This window comes from Stenotrophomonas maltophilia (genome assembly GCF_039555535.1).
Lineage (GTDB): Bacteria > Pseudomonadota > Gammaproteobacteria > Xanthomonadales > Xanthomonadaceae > Stenotrophomonas > Stenotrophomonas maltophilia_Q.
Window position 1 is genome coordinate 1,080,971 of the sequence record NZ_CP154630.1, and the last position, 18,834, is coordinate 1,099,804.

Annotated in this window: 20 protein-coding genes and 1 tRNA gene; 16 read left to right on the forward strand and 5 right to left on the reverse strand. The window is 67.3% G+C overall.

The genetic code is table 11. From position 1 onward, the window contains the following. Positions 1–52 precede the first annotated feature (52 nt). The 4 genes from AASM09_RS04920 to AASM09_RS04935 are packed head-to-tail and all read right to left on the reverse strand — an operon-like array spanning position 53 to position 4,419. Positions 53–580: a Slp family lipoprotein gene (locus AASM09_RS04920; protein ID WP_008265847.1), complete on the reverse strand. Its 528-nt coding sequence runs from the start codon at positions 578–580 to the stop codon at positions 53–55. Beyond that, on the reverse strand, positions 577–2,526 hold the full coding sequence (locus AASM09_RS04925; RefSeq protein WP_049430200.1) for a transglutaminase TgpA family protein: 1,950 nt from the start codon (positions 2,524–2,526) through the stop codon (positions 577–579). Before AASM09_RS04925 ends, AASM09_RS04920 begins: the two co-directional genes overlap by 4 nt. Continuing rightward, positions 2,519–3,463, reverse strand: coding sequence for a DUF58 domain-containing protein (locus AASM09_RS04930; RefSeq protein ID WP_049430198.1), 945 nt, complete (start codon positions 3,461–3,463; stop codon positions 2,519–2,521). The genes AASM09_RS04925 and AASM09_RS04930 overlap by 8 nt, the downstream gene beginning before the upstream one ends. A 2-nt stretch (positions 3,464–3,465) precedes the next feature. Continuing rightward, positions 3,466–4,419, reverse strand: a complete 954-nt coding sequence (locus AASM09_RS04935) for an AAA family ATPase (protein ID WP_049430196.1) — start codon at positions 4,417–4,419, stop codon at positions 3,466–3,468. Between the two features lie 42 nt (positions 4,420–4,461). On the opposite strand from AASM09_RS04935, the gene AASM09_RS04940 reads away from it, so the two are divergent. Beyond that, on the forward strand, positions 4,462–6,303 hold the full coding sequence (locus tag AASM09_RS04940; RefSeq protein WP_049430194.1) for a glycosyltransferase family 39 protein: 1,842 nt from the start codon (positions 4,462–4,464) through the stop codon (positions 6,301–6,303). Positions 6,304–6,553: 250 nt separating this feature from the next. Here the strand turns inward: AASM09_RS04940 and AASM09_RS04945 are convergent, their stop codons facing one another. Beyond that, entirely contained in the window at positions 6,554–7,123 is a 570-nt protein-coding gene (locus tag AASM09_RS04945) for a Maf family protein (RefSeq protein ID WP_049430191.1), read from the reverse strand. 113 nt (positions 7,124–7,236) lie between these two features. Between AASM09_RS04945 and AASM09_RS04950 the strand changes: the two genes are divergently transcribed. The 15 genes from AASM09_RS04950 to AASM09_RS05020 all read left to right on the forward strand — a co-directional run bounded on the left by AASM09_RS04950 (position 7,237) and on the right by AASM09_RS05020 (position 18,833). Further along, a complete protein-coding gene (locus AASM09_RS04950; protein ID WP_012479287.1) occupies positions 7,237–7,746 on the forward strand; it encodes a YceD family protein in 510 nt (169 codons plus the stop codon). Between the two features lie 107 nt (positions 7,747–7,853). Next, the gene (gene rpmF, locus AASM09_RS04955) at positions 7,854–8,048 is read left to right on the forward strand and encodes a 50S ribosomal protein L32 (RefSeq protein WP_005408308.1); all 195 of its coding nucleotides are present in this window, start codon (positions 7,854–7,856) and stop codon (positions 8,046–8,048) included. A 90-nt stretch (positions 8,049–8,138) separates the two neighbouring features. Continuing rightward, positions 8,139–9,116, forward strand: coding sequence for a beta-ketoacyl-ACP synthase III (locus tag AASM09_RS04960; protein ID WP_005408309.1), 978 nt, complete (start codon positions 8,139–8,141; stop codon positions 9,114–9,116). Between the two features lie 77 nt (positions 9,117–9,193). After that, positions 9,194–9,976 (forward strand): serine/threonine protein phosphatase, encoded by a 783-nt coding sequence (locus AASM09_RS04965; RefSeq protein ID WP_049430189.1) that lies wholly within the window; start codon positions 9,194–9,196, stop codon positions 9,974–9,976. A 113-nt stretch (positions 9,977–10,089) separates the two neighbouring features. Next, the gene (gene fabD / locus AASM09_RS04970; protein ID WP_049430187.1) at positions 10,090–11,034 is read left to right on the forward strand and encodes an ACP S-malonyltransferase; all 945 of its coding nucleotides are present in this window, start codon (positions 10,090–10,092) and stop codon (positions 11,032–11,034) included. Positions 11,035–11,116: 82 nt separating this feature from the next. Then, a complete protein-coding gene (gene fabG / locus AASM09_RS04975) occupies positions 11,117–11,860 on the forward strand; it encodes a 3-oxoacyl-ACP reductase FabG (protein WP_005408312.1) in 744 nt (247 codons plus the stop codon). Positions 11,861–12,012: 152 nt separating this feature from the next. After that, a complete protein-coding gene (acpP, locus tag AASM09_RS04980; protein ID WP_005408313.1) occupies positions 12,013–12,252 on the forward strand; it encodes an acyl carrier protein in 240 nt (79 codons plus the stop codon). Positions 12,253–12,394: 142 nt separating this feature from the next. After that, positions 12,395–13,657, forward strand: coding sequence for a beta-ketoacyl-ACP synthase II (gene fabF / locus AASM09_RS04985; protein WP_049430185.1), 1,263 nt, complete (start codon positions 12,395–12,397; stop codon positions 13,655–13,657). A gap of 112 nt (positions 13,658–13,769) precedes the next feature. Then, positions 13,770–15,134: an aminodeoxychorismate synthase component I gene (locus tag AASM09_RS04990; protein WP_049430183.1), complete on the forward strand. Its 1,365-nt coding sequence runs from the start codon at positions 13,770–13,772 to the stop codon at positions 15,132–15,134. A gap of 157 nt (positions 15,135–15,291) precedes the next feature. Beyond that, on the forward strand, positions 15,292–16,353 hold the full coding sequence (gene mltG, locus AASM09_RS04995) for an endolytic transglycosylase MltG (protein ID WP_049430182.1): 1,062 nt from the start codon (positions 15,292–15,294) through the stop codon (positions 16,351–16,353). Then, entirely contained in the window at positions 16,350–17,015 is a 666-nt protein-coding gene (gene tmk, locus AASM09_RS05000; RefSeq protein ID WP_049430181.1) for a dTMP kinase, read from the forward strand. The genes mltG and tmk overlap by 4 nt, the downstream gene beginning before the upstream one ends. Then, entirely contained in the window at positions 17,012–17,968 is a 957-nt protein-coding gene (locus tag AASM09_RS05005; RefSeq protein ID WP_049430180.1) for a DNA polymerase III subunit delta', read from the forward strand. The genes tmk and AASM09_RS05005 overlap by 4 nt, the downstream gene beginning before the upstream one ends. Next, a complete protein-coding gene (locus AASM09_RS05010; RefSeq protein ID WP_046982794.1) occupies positions 17,965–18,318 on the forward strand; it encodes a PilZ domain-containing protein in 354 nt (117 codons plus the stop codon). Before AASM09_RS05005 ends, AASM09_RS05010 begins: the two co-directional genes overlap by 4 nt. A 112-nt stretch (positions 18,319–18,430) precedes the next feature. Then, positions 18,431–18,505, forward strand: a tRNA-Val gene (locus tag AASM09_RS05015). A 106-nt stretch (positions 18,506–18,611) separates the two neighbouring features. Next, a complete protein-coding gene (locus AASM09_RS05020) occupies positions 18,612–18,833 on the forward strand; it encodes a hypothetical protein (protein WP_343368829.1) in 222 nt (73 codons plus the stop codon). Position 18,834: the final 1 nt, after the last annotated feature.

Genomic DNA, 18,834 nt, shown 5'->3' on the forward strand with positions numbered 1-18,834 from the left:
TGAAAAAGGCCGCCCGAGGGCGGCCTTTTCCGTCACGCGTGCCGGTTGGCGATCACCACCAACCCCAACGGCCGTAACCGCCCCAGTACGGGCCATACGGACCTGGGCCCCACGGACCATAGGGGTAGGGCACCACGTCGACCTGGCGCTGTTCCGGCCACAGGTAGATCACATCGGCCGACAGCTTCGGCAGGCGGTAGTCGTAGTCCCCGATGCGGGTGTTCTGGTAGCCATCGATCTTGCCGATGAAGGTCACGTCACGGCCTGCTTCAAACACGGCCGGGTCGTAGAAGCCGGCGCGGCAGGCGATGAAGCGGCCGTCGCTGGCGTCGGACGAGGTGGTGTTCGGGCGGCCGCTGGCGTTGAGCGGGCGCGAGATCATCTGGAAGCAGGTCTCGCCCTGGCCGGGCTTGGTTTCGATGATGCGACCGCCCCAACGGACCGGCGTGCCGACCTGCTGGGTGGCGACCGAGTCGCGCGGGGAGACCAGGCTGAACTGTCCCTGCAGCGGCTTTGGGGCCGTGGCGCAGGCCGACAGGGCCAGCGTGGCCACAGCGGTGAGGAGGAACTTGGTGTTCATGGGGAGGCTCCGGAAGTCGGGCGATGCCTGCGCAGGTCCCGCAATAATGAAGCGAGGTCGGTGCAAGTTCCAGCGTAACGCGCGTCGGCGAAACGCTGGCTGAGTGCGAGCAGGGCGGGATCGGGACGTTGGGCATGGACCCGCCGTGCCCAGTCCTGCGCGGTTTCGTGGGGTTGCCGGCCCAGCCCGAGGCGGGCATAGCGCCGGCCCAGCCCGCGCCAGGCACGCAGCAGCGGGTCACGTTCGCGCTCGCCCCGGGCCAGCAGCCAGACCATCCACGCCAGGGCCAGCACCGTTGCCACCACGAAGCCAGCGACAAGTTGCGTGGGGCCGAGATCATCCAGTCCGAACGGCTTGAGCAGCTGCTGCTGGCGGCGCGCATCGAAGGAGAGCACCAGGTCGTTCCAGCCGCGGCGCAGCCAGTCGCCCATCTGCCCCAGCTGCTGCCAGCGTTGCCGCAGCGGGCTGTCGGTACCTGCCTGCAGGCGGTCGTCGAGGGTATCGAGGATGCGTTCCGGTGCCACTGCGGCGGTAGGGTCGACCCGTACCCAGCCGCGCTGCGGCAGCCATACCTCGGCCCAGGCGTGGGCGTCCATCCGCCGCACGATCCAGTAGTCGCCAAGGCGGTTGTAGGTGCCACCAGCAAAGCCGGTCACCACCCGCGCCGGAATGCCGGCGTTGCGCATGAGTACCACGAAGGCGGAACTGAAGTGTTCGCAGAAGCCGGCCTTGTAGCCGAACAGGAACTCGTCGACCGGATCGCGTCCCGCCGGTGGCGTCTGCAGCGTGTAGGAGAAATCGGTGGTGATCCATTGCAGCGCGCGGCGGACGATGGCTTCGTCATCACCGCCGGCATCCTGCCGCCATTGCTGCGCCAGTGTGGCGGTGCGCGGGTTGAAGCCGCTGGGCAACTGCAGCGCGGCCCGTCGCAGATAGGGCGACAGCGTGCTGTCGAAGCGTTGAGGTGGCGCCGAATGCAGTCGCCAGCGGCTCAGCGACGCCAGTGGCCGCTCGCTGCTCAGGCTCATGTCAGCATCCAGCGTGCTGCCTGCTGGGGCGCGGCTGGGCAGGTCCAGTGCCACCAGCTGGCGCCGGTCGGTGGGCTCGTAGTCGATCTGGTAGTCCCAGTCCTGCGTGCCGGCCTCGACCACGGCCGCCGGTCGTCGCTCGCTGGCGCGGTCACGTGTCCAGCGCCGGCCATCGAAGGCGGTCAGTACCGGCCCTCGCCAGTAGCGTTGCATCGGCTCGGGCACCGCACCGAAGAACTGCACGCGCAGCGCCGGGGCGTCGTCGGCCATCAGGTCCAGCCACTGGCCGGGTTCCATGCTGTCGGACAGCCCCGGCGTGCCGACCGCGCGCTCGGGAACGCCCCATAGCGGGGTCGCCAACCGCGGGAACAGCCAGAAGCAGGCCAATGCCAGTGGCAGGCCGATCGCCAGCAGGCGGCCAACGCCGCGCAGCTGCCCTCGCAGTGGCAGGTGGCCGGCGTGGCCTTCATCCCCGGCCAGGCGCTGCAGGGCGAGCAACGCGCTGATCCCCGCCAATGCGGCCAACACGGTGGTCAGTGGCCCCTGGTCGAGCAGGAATGCCGCAAACGGGGAAAACAGCGCGAAGCCGAGCAGGCTGCGGGCATCGCGCCGGCTGCGCAGTTCGCTGGACTTGATCGCCAGCATCGCTGCCAGCAGGGCGCAACCTGTATCGCGCCCGGGTCGAACCATCCCCATCTGCCAGACGATGGCACCGAGCATGGCCAGCACCAGCAGCAGGCGCACCGGCATGGGCAGTACCTTCCGCCACGACAGGGCCGCAGTCACGAGCGCCGCGGCCGCGATCACGCCGGCCAGCAGGGGCGGCAGCTGCAGCAGCAACGGCAACAGCGCCAGTGCCGCGCTGGCCAGGGTCCAGTTGCGGGCATTGCGGTCGAGGGCGGGCGTGGTTTCAGTCATGCGGCATCAATGCCAGTGCGCGCAGGCACAGGTGGTGGTGACTGGCGCCCTGCCCGGGCCCGAACGGTGGATGTGCAGGCAGCAGCAGGGTGTAGCGGCGGCCTTCGCGCTCGGCCATGTCGACCCATCGTGCCAAACGCGCGATGCGTGCTTCATGGCCCAGCGGAGACAGCCTGCGCCAGTCGAGGATGACTTCGATGCCGACTGGCTTTTCGTACTCGCGCACCAGCAGGCTGTCGCGGCGTGCCGAGTGCTTCCATGAAATGCTGCGTGGTGCATCGCCCGCACGATAGGGCCGCAGCTGATGCAGTTCCTCGCCACTGGCATGGGCGCGGGTATGCAGCGGATCGTTGCCGCTTTCCGGCAGTGCAGGCGCCAGCGCTTCGGGTTGCGGATAGACCAGCAGCGTTTGTTCCGGCCACACCCACGACCATGCCCGGACCAGGCCCAGTGGCTGGGTGGTGGACAGGCGGATGCGTGGCAGTTCCAGCCAGCCGCGGCGTTCGGTGGTGACCTGCAGCTCCACTTCGCCACGGCCGTGCGCAGGCAGTGACATCCAGGCTTCGCTGTTACCCAGCAGCAGGTGCAGGCCGTGGCGTGCGCGCGGATCGTGCAGTGACAGGTCCACGCGCAGGCGCAGCGGTTGTCCGGCCGGAGCCGGTTCGGCGGAGATCGCATCGATCTGCACGCCCGACAGCTGCAGGTGCGCGGCGATGGCGCTGGCGATCGCCGCTGCCGCCAGCAGCAGGGCCAGCAGCAACGCCGGGTTGTTGTTGTAGTTCAGTGCGCCCAGCAGCATTGCCGCCAGCAGCGTGGCGACGAACAGGCCGAAGCGGGTGGGCAGCACGTAGATGCGATGGCGGTCCAGGCGCTGCGGCAGTGCTTCAGGCCTGCGCGGGCGTGCCAGCAGTTGCAGTCGTGGCCAGCGCGTGGCCACCCTCAATCCACCGCAACGGTCTGCAGGATGGCTCGTGCCAGTGCCGGCCCCGAGCTGGACTCGGCTTCGGCCACCAGGCGATGACCGGCCACCGCCACGAACAGGGTCTGCACGTCCTCGGGCACCACGTGGCCGCGGCCCAGCAGCAGTGCATGCGCCCTGGCCGCGCGCAGCAGCGCAAGGCCTGCACGCGGTGACAGGCCCACGCGCACGCCGGCGTGCTGGCGGCTGCGGGTCAGCAGGGCCTGCACGTAGTCGACCAGTGCATCGCTGGCATGGACCTGGCCGACAGCCTCACGCAGCGCGCGTACCTGAGTGTCATCCAGCTTCGGTACGGCACGTGCGATCAGGTCACGACGATCGGTGCCGCGCAGCAGTTCGCGTTCGGCCTGCGCGCTTGGGTAGCCCATCGCCAGTCGCAGCAGGAAACGGTCCAGCTGCGAATCCGGCAGCGGGAAGGTGCCGGACAGGTCCACCGGGTTCTGCGTGGCGATCACGAAGAACGGATCGGGCAGGGGGTGGGTCTGTCCATCCAGGGTGACCTGCTGTTCGGCCATCGCCTCCAGCAGCGCGCTCTGCGTGCGCGGTGGCGCGCGGTTGATCTCATCGGCCAGCAGCACGTGGGTGAATACCGGCCCTGGATGGAACTGGAACTGGCGGCTGCCGGCTTCGTATACCGAGACGCCCAGTACATCGGCGGGCAGCAGGTCGGAGGTGAACTGCACGCGCTGGAAGCTGAGGCCCAGGCTGCTGGCCAACGCATGCGCCAGCGTGGTCTTGCCCAGGCCGGGCAGATCCTCGATCAGCAGATGACCACCGGAAAGCAGAGCGACAAAGGCCAGCCTGACTTCCGGCACCTTGCCCAGCACCAGTGCGTTTACCTGATCCTGTGCCTCCCGCAGGGCCTGGCGCAGTTGATCGGTTAGCATGGTGGGATTGGGGGACGAGGCTGGCATGATCGTCTCAGGTCTGGAATCCATTCGATTATCCATAGAGCAATGCAAGGCGAACAGCGCGCGCGGACAATATTTCTCTGGTTATGGACGCTGGTCACAGCGGCCAAGCTGGTGGTGGCTGCGCGCCTGCCACTGTTCGTTGACGAGGCGTTCTACTGGCAGGAAGGCCAGCATCTGGCCGCCGCGTATTCGGACCTTCCCGGACTGACCGCATGGCTGGCGCGCCTGGGGGTGGAGATCGGTGGCCACCATGTGCTTGCGTTGCGCCTGCCGTTCCTGGCCATCGGCGCGCTGCTGCCGTTGCTGGTGGTGCGCACGGCCACGCGCTGGTTCGGCAATGTGGCTGGTTGGCAGGCGGGCAGCCTCACGCTGTTGATGCCTTTGTCGGCGACGCTGGGCCTGCTGGCGGTGCCGGATGTACCCATGGCGCTGGCCGCGGTGATCTGCCTGCACGCCGGTGCACGGATGCTGCACAACGTCGATGCATCGTCGGCGATGAAGCTTGCGCTGGGCCTGTCGATCGGAGCGCTCAGTCACTACCGTTTCATCGGTGTCATCGGCGTGGGCTTCATCGCGCTGCTGGCGCTGCCGCAGGGGCGGCGCATGCTGGCCGATCCGCGCGTATGGGTCGCACTGGCGGTAGGCGTGCTGGCCTGGCTGCCGCTGCTGGCATGGAATGCGGACAACCACGACGCTGGCCTGAAGTTCCAGGTGGTCGAGCGCCATCCCTGGACGTTCGAATGGAACGGGCTGTGGTTCCTGGTGATCCAGCCGATGCTGGTCACCCCGATCCTGTGCATGGCGATGTGGAAGGTGGCGGTGGCCGGTACCCGCAGGGGCGGCGGCACGCGTGTGCAGTGGCGCTACTTCGGCCTGGTCGGGGGCGTATCCACGCTGGGCATCTTCCTGCTGGGCTTCTTCACCGACGTCGAGCGGATCAGTTTCCATTGGCCACTGCCGGGCTACCTGGCCCTGCTGGTGGCGGTGCCGGTGGTGCTCAACGGCTGGCCACGCTGGCTGCGGCGCACCGGCTGGTGGCTGGCAGGCGCAGGCATGGTGCTGGCGTTCGGCTATTACCTGATGGCCTCCACGCCTGCGTTGCGCGAGCAGCTGGCGGGCAGCAAGTACTACCCGCGCAATTTCGCTGGCTGGCAGCCGTTGGCGATGGCAGTGCGCGAAGAGTTGCAGCAGATGCCCGCGGGCGCGCGGGTGCTGGCCGGGAACTTCAAGGTGGGGGCCGAGCTGGGCTTCCAGCTCGGCAACGGCGATATCGAAGTGCTGCCGCACCCGCTCAACGACAAGCATGGGCGCACCGCGCAGCTGGCGCAGTGGGGTCTGCTGCATGAAGGCAAGCGCTCGGCGCCGATGCTGCTGGTGCTTTCACCCAGCGATCAGCGTTACCGCGATCTGCTGGCGCGCTATCACGCCATCTGCGAGCAGGTGGGGCCGTTGCCGGCGCCGCGGGTGGTCAGCAGTGACCACGGCTTCCAGCGGTTCCTGCTGTTCCGCCTGCCGGCGCAGCGTGCGCCGGGGGCGTGCGTGACTCCGGCAATGGCGTGGCTGGATACCCCTTCCAACGGCGAAAAGGTGTCCGGCGTGCTGGCCATCAAGGGATGGGCGTTCAAGGATGGTGTCGGCCTGGCACGGGTTGAAGTGCTGGTCGATGGCCGCTCGGTGGGCGATGCGCGCTATGGCCGCGCATTCGACGTGCGCCAGACCTGGCCGGACAGCACCGACCCGCAGCATCCGGCGGTGGGCTTCGATGCGTCATTGGACACGAGCACGCTGGCGCCCGGGCGGCATTGGCTGGGCCTGCGCCTGCACGGCCGCGATGGCAGCGTGGAGGAATGGCAGGAACAGCCGTTCGAGGTTCGCGGGCGCTGAGGCGGCGCGCGGTCCAGGTTGGTCGCGTACTCCGGGTTGGTTGCGCGTGCCAGGTTGGTCGGGTGCTCCACGTTGGTCGGGTGCTCCGGGTTGGTAGAGTCGACTGTTAGTCGACTGCTCTTCCAGCCGCTGGCAAAACCCCGCGCTGCGCGCGATAGTCGACTGACAGTCGACTCTACCCGGCTTGGGTCCTACCCGGCCCAGGTCCGGCCTGTTTCCGCGATCGGTGCCGGCAGTCAGCGTGCCGCCTTCAGGGCACCGCGAACCCTGCCTGGCGCAGCAACCCGCACAGCGCGATCAGCGGCAGGCCGATCAGCGCGGTCGGGTCGCGGTTGTCGATTGCTTCGAACAGGCTGATGCCCAGGCCCTCGCACTTGAAGCTGCCGGCGCAGTCCAGCGGCTGTTCGGCGGCCACGTAGCGGGCGATCTCCTCCTGGCCCAGCGCGCGGAAACGGACCTCGGTCAGATCCACGGCGCTGAGTGATTCTCCGTCTCGTGTGAGACTGATTGCGGTATGGAAGCGTACCGTCTGCCCGGACATCGCCGCCAGCTGCGCGCAGGCCGCCTCGGCCGTGCCCGGCTTGCCCAGCGGCCGCCCGTTCAGGTCCGCCACCTGATCCGAGCCGATCACCCAGGCGCCGGGGTAGCGAGCGGCGACCTCGGCCGCCTTGGCCGTGGCCAAGCGCGTCGCCACGGCCAGTGGCGTCTCACCGTTCAACGGGGTTTCATCCACCTCCGGGCGGGCGCAGTCGAAGGGCAGGCCCAACCGCTGCAGCAGCTCGCGGCGGTAGCGGGAGGTGGAGGCCAGGACCAGTGACATGCGACAATTCCGGGGCAGGGCGCGGCAGTCTGGCCCGTGTGCAGCGCCAGCAGCAAGTCCTGTATGGCGGGCATTTGACAGCAGCCCCCCCGATCCTTAGTATTCAGCGGCTTATGTCCGCGAACGTGCCCGAATCGCTGGATGCTTGGCGGATGGTCGTAGCGCGCAGGCGCTTCGACGGCCAGGTCTCCCTGGCTGAATTGACCCGCCTGCAGGGGCTGGTCGCAGATACCGACGGTGAGTGTTCCTACTCGCTTGAATTCGGTCGCGACGAAGTCCTGCGGGTATCCTATGTGGAACTGACCATCGACACCGCGTTGCCGCTGACCTGTCAGCGCAGCATGCAGCGATTCCTGTTGCCGGTGAAGGTGACCCAGAGGCTTGGCCTGATCCGCGACGAGGACGAGGAATCGTCCCTGCCGGAGGAGTACGAGGCGTTGCTGGTGCCGGAAGACGGCCAGCTGCGTCCGCTGGACCTGGTCGAAGACGAGTTGGTGCTGGCGGTGCCGGTGGTACCGCTGTCGCCCGACGGTGAAGCAGTCGACAAGGACTGGGCACCGAGCGAAGAAGAAACGAAGAAGGCCAACCCGTTCGCGGCGTTGGCGGCATTGAAGAAACAATAGCAGCCGGATTGTCGTCGGCGGCTGCGGCGAAAGCGAAAGTGTGCTGGGCGCTGGCGTCCTGCGCGACGATACGACGAAGCAAAACGAACCGAGTTTGGAGCAATCCCATGGCTGTGCAGAAATCCCGTGTTACCCCGTCCCGCCGCGGCCAGCGCCGTTCGCATGACGCCCTGAGCGCCAAGCAGCTGTCGACCGACCCGACCACCGGCGAAGTGCATCTGCGTCACCACATCACTGCCGATGGTTTCTACCGCGGCAAGAAGGTCATCCAGACCAAGACCTCGGCCGTCGAAGAAGATTGATGTGCCGGGAAGGCCGCTGCCCCGGGCAGCGGCCTTTGCCTTCTTTCCCGGGCGTGCCGGTGATCGGCGGCCCGCGCAACAGGAAACATGATGAGCAAGCGGATCTATTCGAGGATCGCGGGCACCGGTAGCTATTTGCCGGAAAAAGTCCTGACCAACGCCGACCTGGAAAAGATGGTCGAAACCTCGGATGAGTGGATCCAGTCGCGCACCGGAATTCGTGAACGGCACATCGCGGCCGAAGGCGAAACCACCAGCGACCTCGGCTACCAGGCCGCGTTGCGCGCACTTGAAGCGGCCGGCATCGACGCTTCGCAGCTCGACATGATCGTGGTTGGTACGACCACGCCTGACCTCATTTTCCCCTCCACCGCGTGCCTGATCCAGGCCAAGCTCGGTGTTGCGGGGTGCCCTGCCTTTGACGTCAACGCGGCCTGTTCGGGCTTCGTGTTCGCGTTGGGCGTGGCCGACAAATTCATCCGTTCCGGCGACTGCAGGCACGTGCTGGTGATCGGCACCGAAACGCTGACCCGCATGGTCGACTGGAACGATCGCACCACCTGCGTGCTGTTCGGCGATGGCGCCGGCGCCGTGGTGCTCAAGGCCGACGAAGAGACCGGCATCCTCAGCACCCACCTGCATGCCGATGGCAGCAAGAAGGAACTGCTGTGGAACCCGGTGGGCGTCTCGACCGGCTTCAAGGACGGCGCCAACGGGGGTGGCACCATCAACATGAAGGGCAACGACGTGTTCAAGTACGCCGTCAAGGCGCTGGACTCGGTCGTGGACGAGACCCTGGCCGCCAACGGCCTGGACAAGTCCGACCTGGATTGGCTGATTCCGCACCAGGCCAACCTGCGCATCATCGAAGCCACCGCCAAGCGCCTGGACATGTCGATGGACCAGGTGGTGGTGACTGTCGACAAGCATGGCAACACCTCGTCCGGTTCGGTGCCGCTGGCGCTGGACGCCGCGGTGCGTTCGGGCCGCGTAGAGCGTGGCCAGCTGCTGCTGCTGGAAGCCTTCGGTGGCGGCTTCACGTGGGGTTCGGCCCTGCTGCGCTATTGATAGCGCAAGTTACGACAATGTGAAGTTTGTCGTTACGGCCCCTCTGGGGCCGTAACGCGTTTATAGGAGTACCCGTCATGGTTGAGCCCATCGTCATCGAAGGGCAGCGCGCCTGGCTGAAGCAGTACGGCAAGGGAAGCCGCGCACTGGCCCTGGGCCTGCTCAATTTCGTTGCCCGCCGTTTCCATCTGGACGCCCTGCGCCCACCGCCGCACCGAGGTGGTGATGCCGCGCGCGAAACCGAAGCCCGTCGCCTGGGAGAACTGCAGGCGCAGGGCGTGAACGTGCCCGACGTGCTGGGCAGCGGCCACGCCGCGCTGGTGATCGGCGACAACGGCAGCTCGTTCAATACCTGCCTGCGCCAGGCCGACGAGGCCGGCCGCGACCGGCTGGTGATGGCCGCCATGCAGGCCATCGCCGAAGCGCATGCACGCGGCGCCTATTTCGGCCAGCCGCTGCCGCGCAACCTCACCTGGGACGGGCAGAAGGTGGGCTTCATCGACTTCGAGGAAGATCCGCTGGAAGTGATGGATCTGGCCGAAGCGCAGGCCCGCGACTGGCTGATGTTCGGCTACGGCGTGGCCAAGTACTACGCCGACCGCCCCGAGCAGCTGCAGGCGATGATGGCCGAGGCGATGGGCGATGCCCAGGCGCCGGTGCGCGAGCATGTGCATGCGGTCAGCGGCCGGCTGCGCAGCCTGGCCCGGGTGTGCATGAAGCTGGGCCGTTCAGCGCGCGCGCTGGCCCATTCGATCTTCATCGCCCATGGCGCCAGCACGGCGGGCGTGCTGATGCTGGTGGGCCTGTGCGTGGATTTCCTCGCCGACGGCGACCTGGACGTGCTGCAGCTGTTCTGCTGACGCCGTGCGCTTGCCCGGCTGCGCTCCATACGCCTGCATACGCGCACGTACAGACGACACAGCGGATTCGCCCTTATCATGGCCCGCTTCGATTGCAACAAGCGGATGACCGCGTGACCGTATCCACCCTCGCTTTTGTCTTCCCCGGCCAGGGCTCGCAGTCTGTGGGCATGGTGGCCGAGCTGGCCGAACTGCACCCGCAGGTGCGTGAAGCCTTCACCGAGGCATCCGATGGTGCCGGCGTCGACCTGTGGGCGCTGTCCCAGGGTGGCCCGGAGGAAATGCTCAACCGTACCGAATACACTCAGCCGGCCCTGCTGGCCGCAAGCATCGGCGTGTGGCGCGCCTGGAACGCCGTGGGCGGTCCGCGCCCGTCGGTGCTGGCCGGTCACAGCCTGGGCGAGTACACCGCCCTGGTTGCCGCTGGCGCGCTGAGCCTGCATGACGGCGCCCACCTGGTGCGCCTGCGCGGCCAGCTGATGCAGGAAGCCGCACCGGCCGGTGTCGGCGCCATGGCCGCCGTGCTCGGCGCCGAAGACCAGCTGGTGCTGGACGTCTGCGCCGAAGCCGCAGGCAGCCAGGTGGTGGTGCCGGCCAACTTCAATTCGCCGGGCCAGATCGTGATCGGTGGCGACGCCGACGCGGTCGACCGCGCACTGGCGCTGCTGGCCGAGAAGGGCGTGCGCAAGGCGGTCAAGCTGGCCGTGAGCGTGCCCTCGCACACCCCGCTGATGCGCGAAGCCGCCAACCGCCTGGCCGAAGTGATGGCCGGCCTGTCCTGGCAGGCGCCGCAGCTGCCGGTGGTGCAGAACGTCGATGCCAAGGTGCACGAGGGGGTGGACGCGATCCGTACCGCGCTGGTGCAGCAGCTGTACCAGCCGGTGCAGTGGACCGGTTGCGTGCAGGCTCTGGCCGGCCGTGGCATCGCCCAGATCGCCGAGTGCGGCCCGGGCAAGGTGCTGACCGGCCTGGTCAAGCGCATCGACAAGGCCATCGACGGCCGTTCGCTGGCCACCCCGGGCGACTTTGAAGCCGCCCGCGAGGCATGGTCGGCCTGATCCCCCTTGTTCCTGCCGACCGTACCGATGGCCGCTGCACGCGGCACGGGTGCGGCGGCCGCCCCAGCCTGAGGAAAACATCATGAGCAAGCCCCTGCAGGGTGAAATCGCACTGGTCACTGGTGCCAGCCGTGGCATTGGTGCCGCCATCGCCGATCTGCTGGCCGCCCAGGGCGCCACCGTCATCGGCACCGCCACCACCGAATCCGGTGCCGCCGCCATCGGCGAGCGCCTGGCTGCCCACGGCGGCCACGGCCGTGCGCTGAACGTGACCGACGCTGCCGCGCTGGACAGCGTGCTGGACGGCATCGCCAAGGAGTTCGGCCCGATCTCGATCCTGGTCAACAATGCCGGCATCACCCGCGACAACCTGCTGATGCGCATGAAGGACGAGGACTGGGCGTCGATCATCGATACCAACCTGACCAGCGTGTTCCGCACCAGCAAGGCGGTCATGCGCGGCATGATGAAGGCGCGCAAGGGCCGCATCATCAACATCGCATCGGTGGTGGGCGTGACCGGCAATGCCGGCCAGGCCAACTACGCGGCCGCCAAGGCCGGCATCATCGGCTTCAGCAAGTCGCTGGCCAAGGAAATCGGTTCGCGCGGTGTCACCGTCAATGTGGTCGCTCCCGGCTTCATCGACACCGACATGACCAAGGCGTTGCCGGAAGAAGCGCGTACCGCGCTGATCAACGACATCGCCCTCGAACGCCTGGGTTCGCCGGAGGACATCGCCCATGCGGTGGCCTTCCTGGCCAGCCCGGCTGCCGGTTACATCACCGGCGAAACCCTCCATGTGAACGGTGGCATGTACATGCCGTAAGCAAGGGGCGCAGGGATTGCGCCGCAAGTGGTTGATCTGCTGAGGTTTTTGCTGCGATGCAAGGCCGCGCCGGTTTCCACTACACTATCCCACGGCCATCGCCTTTGATGGCGACCACTTTTGAACCACAACTCCATCTGGAGCGAGATCCCATGAGCACCATCGAAGAACGCGTCAAGAAAATCGTCGTCGAACAGCTTGGCGTCAAGGAAGAAGAAGTCACCAACAGCGCATCGTTCGTCGATGACCTGGGCGCTGACTCGCTGGACACCGTCGAGCTGGTGATGGCCCTGGAAGAAGAATTCGAGTGCGAGATCCCGGACGAAGAAGCCGAGAAGATCAGCACCGTGCAGGCCGCCATCGACTACGTCAAGGCCCACGTCAAGGCCTGATGTCAGACGGCAGTGCGCGTGCGGGTCATCCTCGCCGCGCACCGCACCCCATGGGGCCGCTGTTGCGGCCCCGTGTGTTTGAGCATCACATCGAAGCAAACCGAGTTGCCCGTAGAATCCATCCGGGTCAGGAGAAACAGCAATGAAGCGTCGCGTCGTCGTAACCGGCCTGGGTATCGTCTCGCCGTTGGGCAATGATCTGGCCAGCAGCTGGGAAGGCATCACCCACGGTCGTTCGGGCATCGGTCCGCTGACCAACGTTGCTGATGCCTACGTGGATCGGTTCACCACCAAGATTGCAGGTGAGGTCAAGGGATTCGACATCACCGCCGACAATGAACTGTTCGGCAAGTATCGGGTCAGCGGCAAGGATGCCAAGAAGATGGACCCGTTCATCCATTACGGCCTCGGTGCCTCGTTCATGGCCCTGCACGACTCGGGCCTGGAGATCACCGACGCCAATGCCGAGCGCATCGGCGCCATCGTCGGCGCCGGCATCGGCGGCCTGCTCGGCATCGAAGAGCAGACCATCGAGTTCCACGAGGGCAAGAAGATCTCGCCCTTCTACGTGCCCAAGACCATCATCAACATGCTGCCGGGCCAGCTGAGCATCATCACCGGCCTGAAGGGCCCGTCGTTCTCGGCGGTGTCGGCGTGCGCGACCTCGAACCATTCGATCGGTACCGCGATGCGCATGATCCAGTACGGCGATGCCGACGTGATGGTGGTCGGTGGTGCCGAGCGTGGCTCGTCGCCGACCGCGCTGGGCGGCTTCTGCGCGATGAAGGCCATGAGCACCCGCAACGACGCCCCGGAACAGGCCTCGCGCCCGTGGGACAAGGACCGTGACGGCTTCGTGCTGGGCGACGGCGCCGGCATCCTGATCCTGGAAGAGTACGAGCACGCCAAGGCACGCGGCGCGAAGATCTACTGCGAACTGGCCGGTTTCGGTGCCAGCTCCGACGCGTACCACATGACCGCCCCGAGCGAGAACGGCGAAGGCGCCGCGCGCTGCATGGTCATGGCCATGAAGGACGCCGGCGTGACCCCGGAACAGGTGGGTTACCTCAACGCGCACGGCACTTCCACGCCGCTGGGCGACCTGGGCGAGACCATGGCGATGAAGACCGCCTTCGGCGACCACGCCTACAAGATGATGGTCAGCTCCACCAAGTCGATGACCGGCCACCTGCTGGGCGCCGCCGGTGGCGTGGAAGCGATCTTCTCGGTGATGGCGCTGCAGGACAACATCATTCCGCCGACCATCAACCTGGAACAGCCCGGCGAAGGCTGCGACCTGGACTACGTGCCCAACGAAGCACGCCAGGCCAAGGTGGACGTGGTGATGTCCAATGGCTTCGGCTTCGGCGGCACCAACGGCACGCTGATCTTCAAGCGCGTCTGACCGGCATCGTCGCGCCGCGACCCATCGGCAATCCGACAAACGGATCAACGCCGTGCACCACGGAGCCGCCGCAAGGCGGCTTCCGTGCATCTGAACCCCCGAACTGGCCATCATGACCCACGCACCGCTGATCCACCCGCTGCCGCACCCGATCGATCTGTTGGCGCTGCAACGGCACGACCCGGCGCGTTTCCCGCTGCTGATGGAATCCACGGCCTCGGGCACCGCCCAGGGCCGCTGGAGCCTGCTGCTGGCCGCGCAGGGCGAGGGCCTGCGGCTGGACGCCGATGGCCAGGTGCGTGACCTGCACGACGCCGTGCAGCCCGGCACGTTCCTGCAGGCGCTGGATCGCGCGTGGCAGGCCGAACGCCTGCCACATGACGGCAGCCACAGCCTGCCGTTCCGCGGCGGCTGGGCGCTGATGCTGGATTACGAAGTGGCCAGTCAGATCGAACCGGTGCTGCCGGCGCGTGCACGTGACGATGGCGGCCCGACCGCCGTGGCGCTGCGTTGCCCGGCCGCCGTGCTGCACGACCATCACAACGACGCCAGCTTCGTCATCGCCGAAGCCGGTGAGCAGGTATTGCTGGATGCGCTGGTAGCACTGGCCTCGGCGGCGTTGCCCGACGCCGGGCAGGGCTGGCAGCCGCCGCAGTCGGTGGGCGAGGATGCGCCGCAGCGCTTCACCGACGGCGTGCGCCGGGTGATCGAGTACCTGCGTGCCGGCGACGTGTTCCAGGTGAACCTGTCGCGGCGCTGGGGCGCGCAGTTCGCTGCGCCGGTCAGCCCGCAGGCGCTGTATGCACAGCTGCGCCGCGCCAACCCGGCGCCGTTTGCCGGCCTGTTCAGCGCGCATGGCCGCCATGTGGTCAGTTCCTCGCCGGAGCGGCTGGTGTCGGTGCACGCCGGCCACGCGCAGACCCGTCCGATTGCCGGCACGCGTCCGCGCTTCGAGGGCGACGATGATGCCGCGCGCATCCAGGAGCTGGTCGGTCACCCCAAGGAGCGCGCCGAGCACGTGATGCTGATCGACCTGGAGCGCAACGACCTCGGTCGCATCTGCCTGCCGGGCACCGTGGTGGTCGATGAGCTGATGACCGTGGAGAGCTACGCGCACGTGCATCACATCGTCAGCAACGTCAGCGGCCATCTGCGCCCGGAGGTCACGCCCGGCGAGGTGATCGCCGCCACGTTCCCGGGCGGCACCATCACCGGCTGCCCGAAGGTGCGCTGCATGCAGATCATCAGCGAACTGGAGCAGGTGCCGCGCGGTGCCTATACCGGCGCCTTCGGGTGGCTGAACCGCGATGGCGACCTGGACCTGAACATCCTGATCCGCACCGCTGAAGTGGATGGCCACGAGGTCAGCTTCCGCACCGGCGCCGGCATCGTGGTGGACTCGGACCCGGACAAGGAACTGGACGAGACCCGCGCCAAGGCGCGCGGCCTGCTGCGGGCGCTGGGCCAGCAGGGCTGATTGACCGCCCCCGCCGGGCATGACCCGGCGCTGCCGGTTCCGGTTTTGGTGGGTGCCGATCTTGGTCGGCACGGATGCGGGTGTCTGCCTCCCCGGTCATGACCCCACACCACCGGCACGGTATCCTGCACGACGGAATCGAGTTCAGAGGTAGTCCATGGCGGGAGCCAAGCGCGGGTGTCTGTTCGTGGTAACGCTGGTGGTGGTGCTGGCCGCCGTCGTGGCCGGCGTGGGCGCGTGGTTCTTCTACCAGCAGACCCGCTTCGCCGATGCTCCGATCACCCCCACTGCCGAAAGCGTGGTCATTGCCAGTGGCGATGGCATGAACAGCGTGCTGCGCAAGCTGCGCGACGCGGGTGTGGATGAAGGCCAGGACACCCAATGGCAACTGCTTGCGCGTCAGCTCGATGCCGCCGGCAAGCTGAAGGTGGGCGAGTACGCGCTCAGTGGGGAGCTGACCCCGCGCGAGCTGCTGCTGCGCATGCGCGCCGGCAAGGTGCTGCAGCACCGCGTCACCCTCGTGGAGGGTTGGAACATCCGCCAGCTGCGTGCCGCGCTCAAGCGCGCCGAACCGCTGCTGCACACCACCGACAACCTGGATGACGCCGCGTTGATGCAGCGTCTCGGCTTCGGTGGCCAGCATCCGGAAGGCCGCTTCCTGCCGGAGACCTACGTCTACCAGCGCGGCGACAGCGACCTGGACGTGCTCAAGCGCGCCCACGCCGCGATGGAAAAGGCACTGGATGAAGCCTGGGAAAGCCGCGCACCAGATCTGCCGATCAACACGCCCTACGAACTGCTGACGATGGCCTCGATCATCGAGAAGGAAACCGCGCTGGCCAGCGAGCGCCCGCAGATTGCCGGCGTGTTCATGCGTCGCCTGAAGATCGGCATGCGCCTGCAGACCGACCCGACCGTGATCTACGGCATCGGTGCCGCGTATGACGGCAACATCCGCCGCCGCGACCTGACCACCGATACGCCGTACAACACCTATACCCGTGCCGGCCTGACCCCGACCCCGATTGCCATGCCCAGCCGCGATGCACTGATGGCCGCCGCGCAACCCGCAGCGGGCGACGCGCTGTACTTCGTCGCCGTGGGCGATGGCAGTGGCGCACACGTGTTCTCGCCCAGCCTGGACCAGCACAACGCCGCAGTCGCCCGCTACCTGCAGCAGCTGCGCCAGCAACGTACCAAGGAGACCTCGGCGCAATGAGTCCCGCGCTGCTTCGCCACCCGCGTTTCGTCAGCCTGGAAGGCGGCGAGGGCGCAGGCAAGACCACCGCCATCAACGCCATCCGTGACTGCCTGCGCAGCCACGGCCACGAGGTGGTGCTGACCCGCGAGCCGGGCGGCACGCCGCTGGCCGAGCGCATCCGCGGCCTGGTGCTGAAGCCCGATGCCGAGATCGCCGCCGAACCGCTCAGCGCCGAAGCCGAGCTGCTGCTGGTGTTCGCCGCGCGCGCGCAGCATGTGCGCCAGGTGATCCAGCCGGCACTGCAGCGCGGCGCCTATGTGCTGAGCGATCGCTTCACCGATTCCAGCTACGCCTACCAGGGCGGTGGCCGTGGGCTCGATCCGCAGTGGATTGCCGATCTGGAGCGCCGCGCGGTCGGCCTGTTGCCGGGCCTGACCCTGCTGCTGGATGTGGACGTGGCCATCGGCCGCGCGCGCGCCAACGGCCGTGACCTGTGGCCGGACCGCATCGAAAGCGAGCAGGACGATTTCTTCCAGCGCGTGCGCGAAGTATTCCGCGGCCGTGCGCAGCAGGATCCGCAGCGCTTTGCGTTGATTGATGCGGGCCAGGAGCAGGAACGCGTGGCGGCCGATGTGGTCGCGCGTGTCGAGCGCTGGCTGCAGGAAGGGGAGGGCGCATGAGCACGTTCTCGCCCTGGCAGCAGCGCGCGTTCGACCAGACCGTGGCCGCGCTCGATGCCGGTCGCCTCGGTCATGGCCTGCTGATCTGCGGGCCGGCCGGGCTGGGCAAGCGTGAGGTGGCGCTGGCATTGGCCGACCACGTGCTGGCCCGCGGTGACGCCGCGCATGCCACGCGCACGCGTCAGCTGATCGCCGCGGGTACCCATCCGGACCTGCAGCTGGTCAGCTTCATCCCGAACAAGAGCGGCGACAAGCTGCGCACCGAGATCGTCATCGAGCAGGTGCGCGAGATCACCGACAAGCTGGCGCTGACCCCGCAGTACGGCGTGGCGCAGGTGGTGATCGTCGACCCGGCCGATGCGATCAACCGTTCGGCCGCCAATGCGCTGCTGAAGACCTTGGAAGAGCCGCAGCCGGGCCGCTACCTGTGGCTGATCAGCAGCGATCCGGCGCGCCTGCCGCAGACCATCCGCAGCCGCTGCCAGCGCCTGGAGTTCAAGCTGCCGCCGCAGCACGAGGCGCTGGCCTGGCTGCAGCAGCAGGGCCATAGCGAGGCCTCGGCGCGCGAAGCGCTGGAGGCTGCACGCGGCCATCCCGGCCAGGCCGACAACTGGCTGCGCGAAGATGGCCTGAGCCTGCGCCGCGAAGTGGGTCGCGAGCTGGAACAGCTGTCCGCCGGCAAGACCGGTGCGGTGGAGCTGGCGCAGAAGTGGTGTGGTGACGACAACGCAGCGCTGCGCCTGCGCTTTGCCGCCGACCTGGCGCTGGCCCAGGCCAGCACCGATGCCTTGACCACGCCGGAGCGATTGCACAAGCTTGCAGCCTGGTTCGATGCGGCCAACCGCACCCGCGACCTGCTGCGCACCACGGTGCGTGCAGACCTTGCGGTGGTCGAGTTGCTGCTGGCCTGGAACAAGGTGAACGAGCGGCCTGCCGCAAGGGGAAATCGATGAGTGCCAGCAACGCCCGCCAGGGCATCCTGTCCCTGGCCGTGAAGGACAAAGCCGCGCTGTACAGCGCGTACATGCCGTTCGTGAAGAACGGCGGCATCTTCGTGCCCACGCCCAAGCGTTACTTCCTGGGCGACGAAGTGTTCCTGCTGCTGACCCTGCCCGATTCCAGCGAGCGCCTGCCGGTGGCTGGCAAGGTGATCTGGGTGACCCCGGCCGGCGCGCAGGGCAACCGCACCGCCGGCATCGGCGTGCAGCTGGCCGAGGGTGCCGAAGGCGAGGGCGTACGCCACAAGATCGAGACCCTGCTGGCCGGCCTGACCGGCTCGGACAAGCCGACTCATACGATGTGATGTAGCGCCGGGCCATGCCCCGCGGCGACCTCGAAACACCCGTGAACACGAATGTGAAAAACTGTTGACGGCCTCTGAAAAGCCCCTATAATGAGCGGCTCAGCAACACACCGGGCGGTTAGCTCAGCGGTAGAGCATTGCCTTCACACGGCAAGGGTCACAGGTTCGATCCCTGTACCGCCCACCAAGTAAATCCCTGATTTTTCAGGTGACATGAAGAAGCCGGCCTTGAGCCGGCTTTTTCGTAACTGCAGGGTAACAGCACGCCGCTTTCTTCATCCCAAGGAGGTCATATGAAGCTTTCTCTGCGTACGGTACGTATCCAACCAGCCACCGAAGGCGAAGATTCCCCTTCGATCGGTGCGGAGCTGACCATCCTCTTTCCCAATGCTGGGGATAATGTCCTGATTGCGGGCTCTATCGGAGTCACCTTCTCTCACCCGGCACCGGAAACGCTGACATTTGCAGAGATCGAGCCGCTGGCTGTCGCAGAGGTCCTCGCTGCTCTCGGCTGAT

What these genes read in the sequence shown, in the direction of transcription:
- AASM09_RS04920 (WP_008265847.1), bottom strand. Translation starts at nt 580, where the DNA reads ATGAACACCAAGTTCCTCCTCACCGCTGTGGCCACGCTGGCCCTGTCG.
- fabG (WP_005408312.1), top strand. Translation starts at nt 11,117, where the DNA reads ATGAGCAAGCCCCTGCAGGGTGAAATCGCACTGGTCACTGGTGCCAGC.
- AASM09_RS04950 (WP_012479287.1), top strand. Translation starts at nt 7,237, where the DNA reads ATGTCCGCGAACGTGCCCGAATCGCTGGATGCTTGGCGGATGGTCGTA.
- fabF (WP_049430185.1), top strand. Translation starts at nt 12,395, where the DNA reads ATGAAGCGTCGCGTCGTCGTAACCGGCCTGGGTATCGTCTCGCCGTTG.
- AASM09_RS05020 (WP_343368829.1), top strand. Translation starts at nt 18,612, where the DNA reads ATGAAGCTTTCTCTGCGTACGGTACGTATCCAACCAGCCACCGAAGGC.
- mltG (WP_049430182.1), top strand. Translation starts at nt 15,292, where the DNA reads ATGGCGGGAGCCAAGCGCGGGTGTCTGTTCGTGGTAACGCTGGTGGTG.
- AASM09_RS04945 (WP_049430191.1), bottom strand. Translation starts at nt 7,123, where the DNA reads ATGTCACTGGTCCTGGCCTCCACCTCCCGCTACCGCCGCGAGCTGCTG.
- AASM09_RS04960 (WP_005408309.1), top strand. Translation starts at nt 8,139, where the DNA reads ATGAGCAAGCGGATCTATTCGAGGATCGCGGGCACCGGTAGCTATTTG.
- AASM09_RS04940 (WP_049430194.1), top strand. Translation starts at nt 4,462, where the DNA reads ATGCAAGGCGAACAGCGCGCGCGGACAATATTTCTCTGGTTATGGACG.
- AASM09_RS04925 (WP_049430200.1), bottom strand. Translation starts at nt 2,526, where the DNA reads ATGACTGAAACCACGCCCGCCCTCGACCGCAATGCCCGCAACTGGACC.
- rpmF (WP_005408308.1), top strand. Translation starts at nt 7,854, where the DNA reads ATGGCTGTGCAGAAATCCCGTGTTACCCCGTCCCGCCGCGGCCAGCGC.
- AASM09_RS04965 (WP_049430189.1), top strand. Translation starts at nt 9,194, where the DNA reads ATGGTTGAGCCCATCGTCATCGAAGGGCAGCGCGCCTGGCTGAAGCAG.
- AASM09_RS05010 (WP_046982794.1), top strand. Translation starts at nt 17,965, where the DNA reads ATGAGTGCCAGCAACGCCCGCCAGGGCATCCTGTCCCTGGCCGTGAAG.
- AASM09_RS05005 (WP_049430180.1), top strand. Translation starts at nt 17,012, where the DNA reads ATGAGCACGTTCTCGCCCTGGCAGCAGCGCGCGTTCGACCAGACCGTG.
- AASM09_RS04935 (WP_049430196.1), bottom strand. Translation starts at nt 4,419, where the DNA reads ATGCCAGCCTCGTCCCCCAATCCCACCATGCTAACCGATCAACTGCGC.
- AASM09_RS04990 (WP_049430183.1), top strand. Translation starts at nt 13,770, where the DNA reads ATGACCCACGCACCGCTGATCCACCCGCTGCCGCACCCGATCGATCTG.
- acpP (WP_005408313.1), top strand. Translation starts at nt 12,013, where the DNA reads ATGAGCACCATCGAAGAACGCGTCAAGAAAATCGTCGTCGAACAGCTT.
- tmk (WP_049430181.1), top strand. Translation starts at nt 16,350, where the DNA reads ATGAGTCCCGCGCTGCTTCGCCACCCGCGTTTCGTCAGCCTGGAAGGC.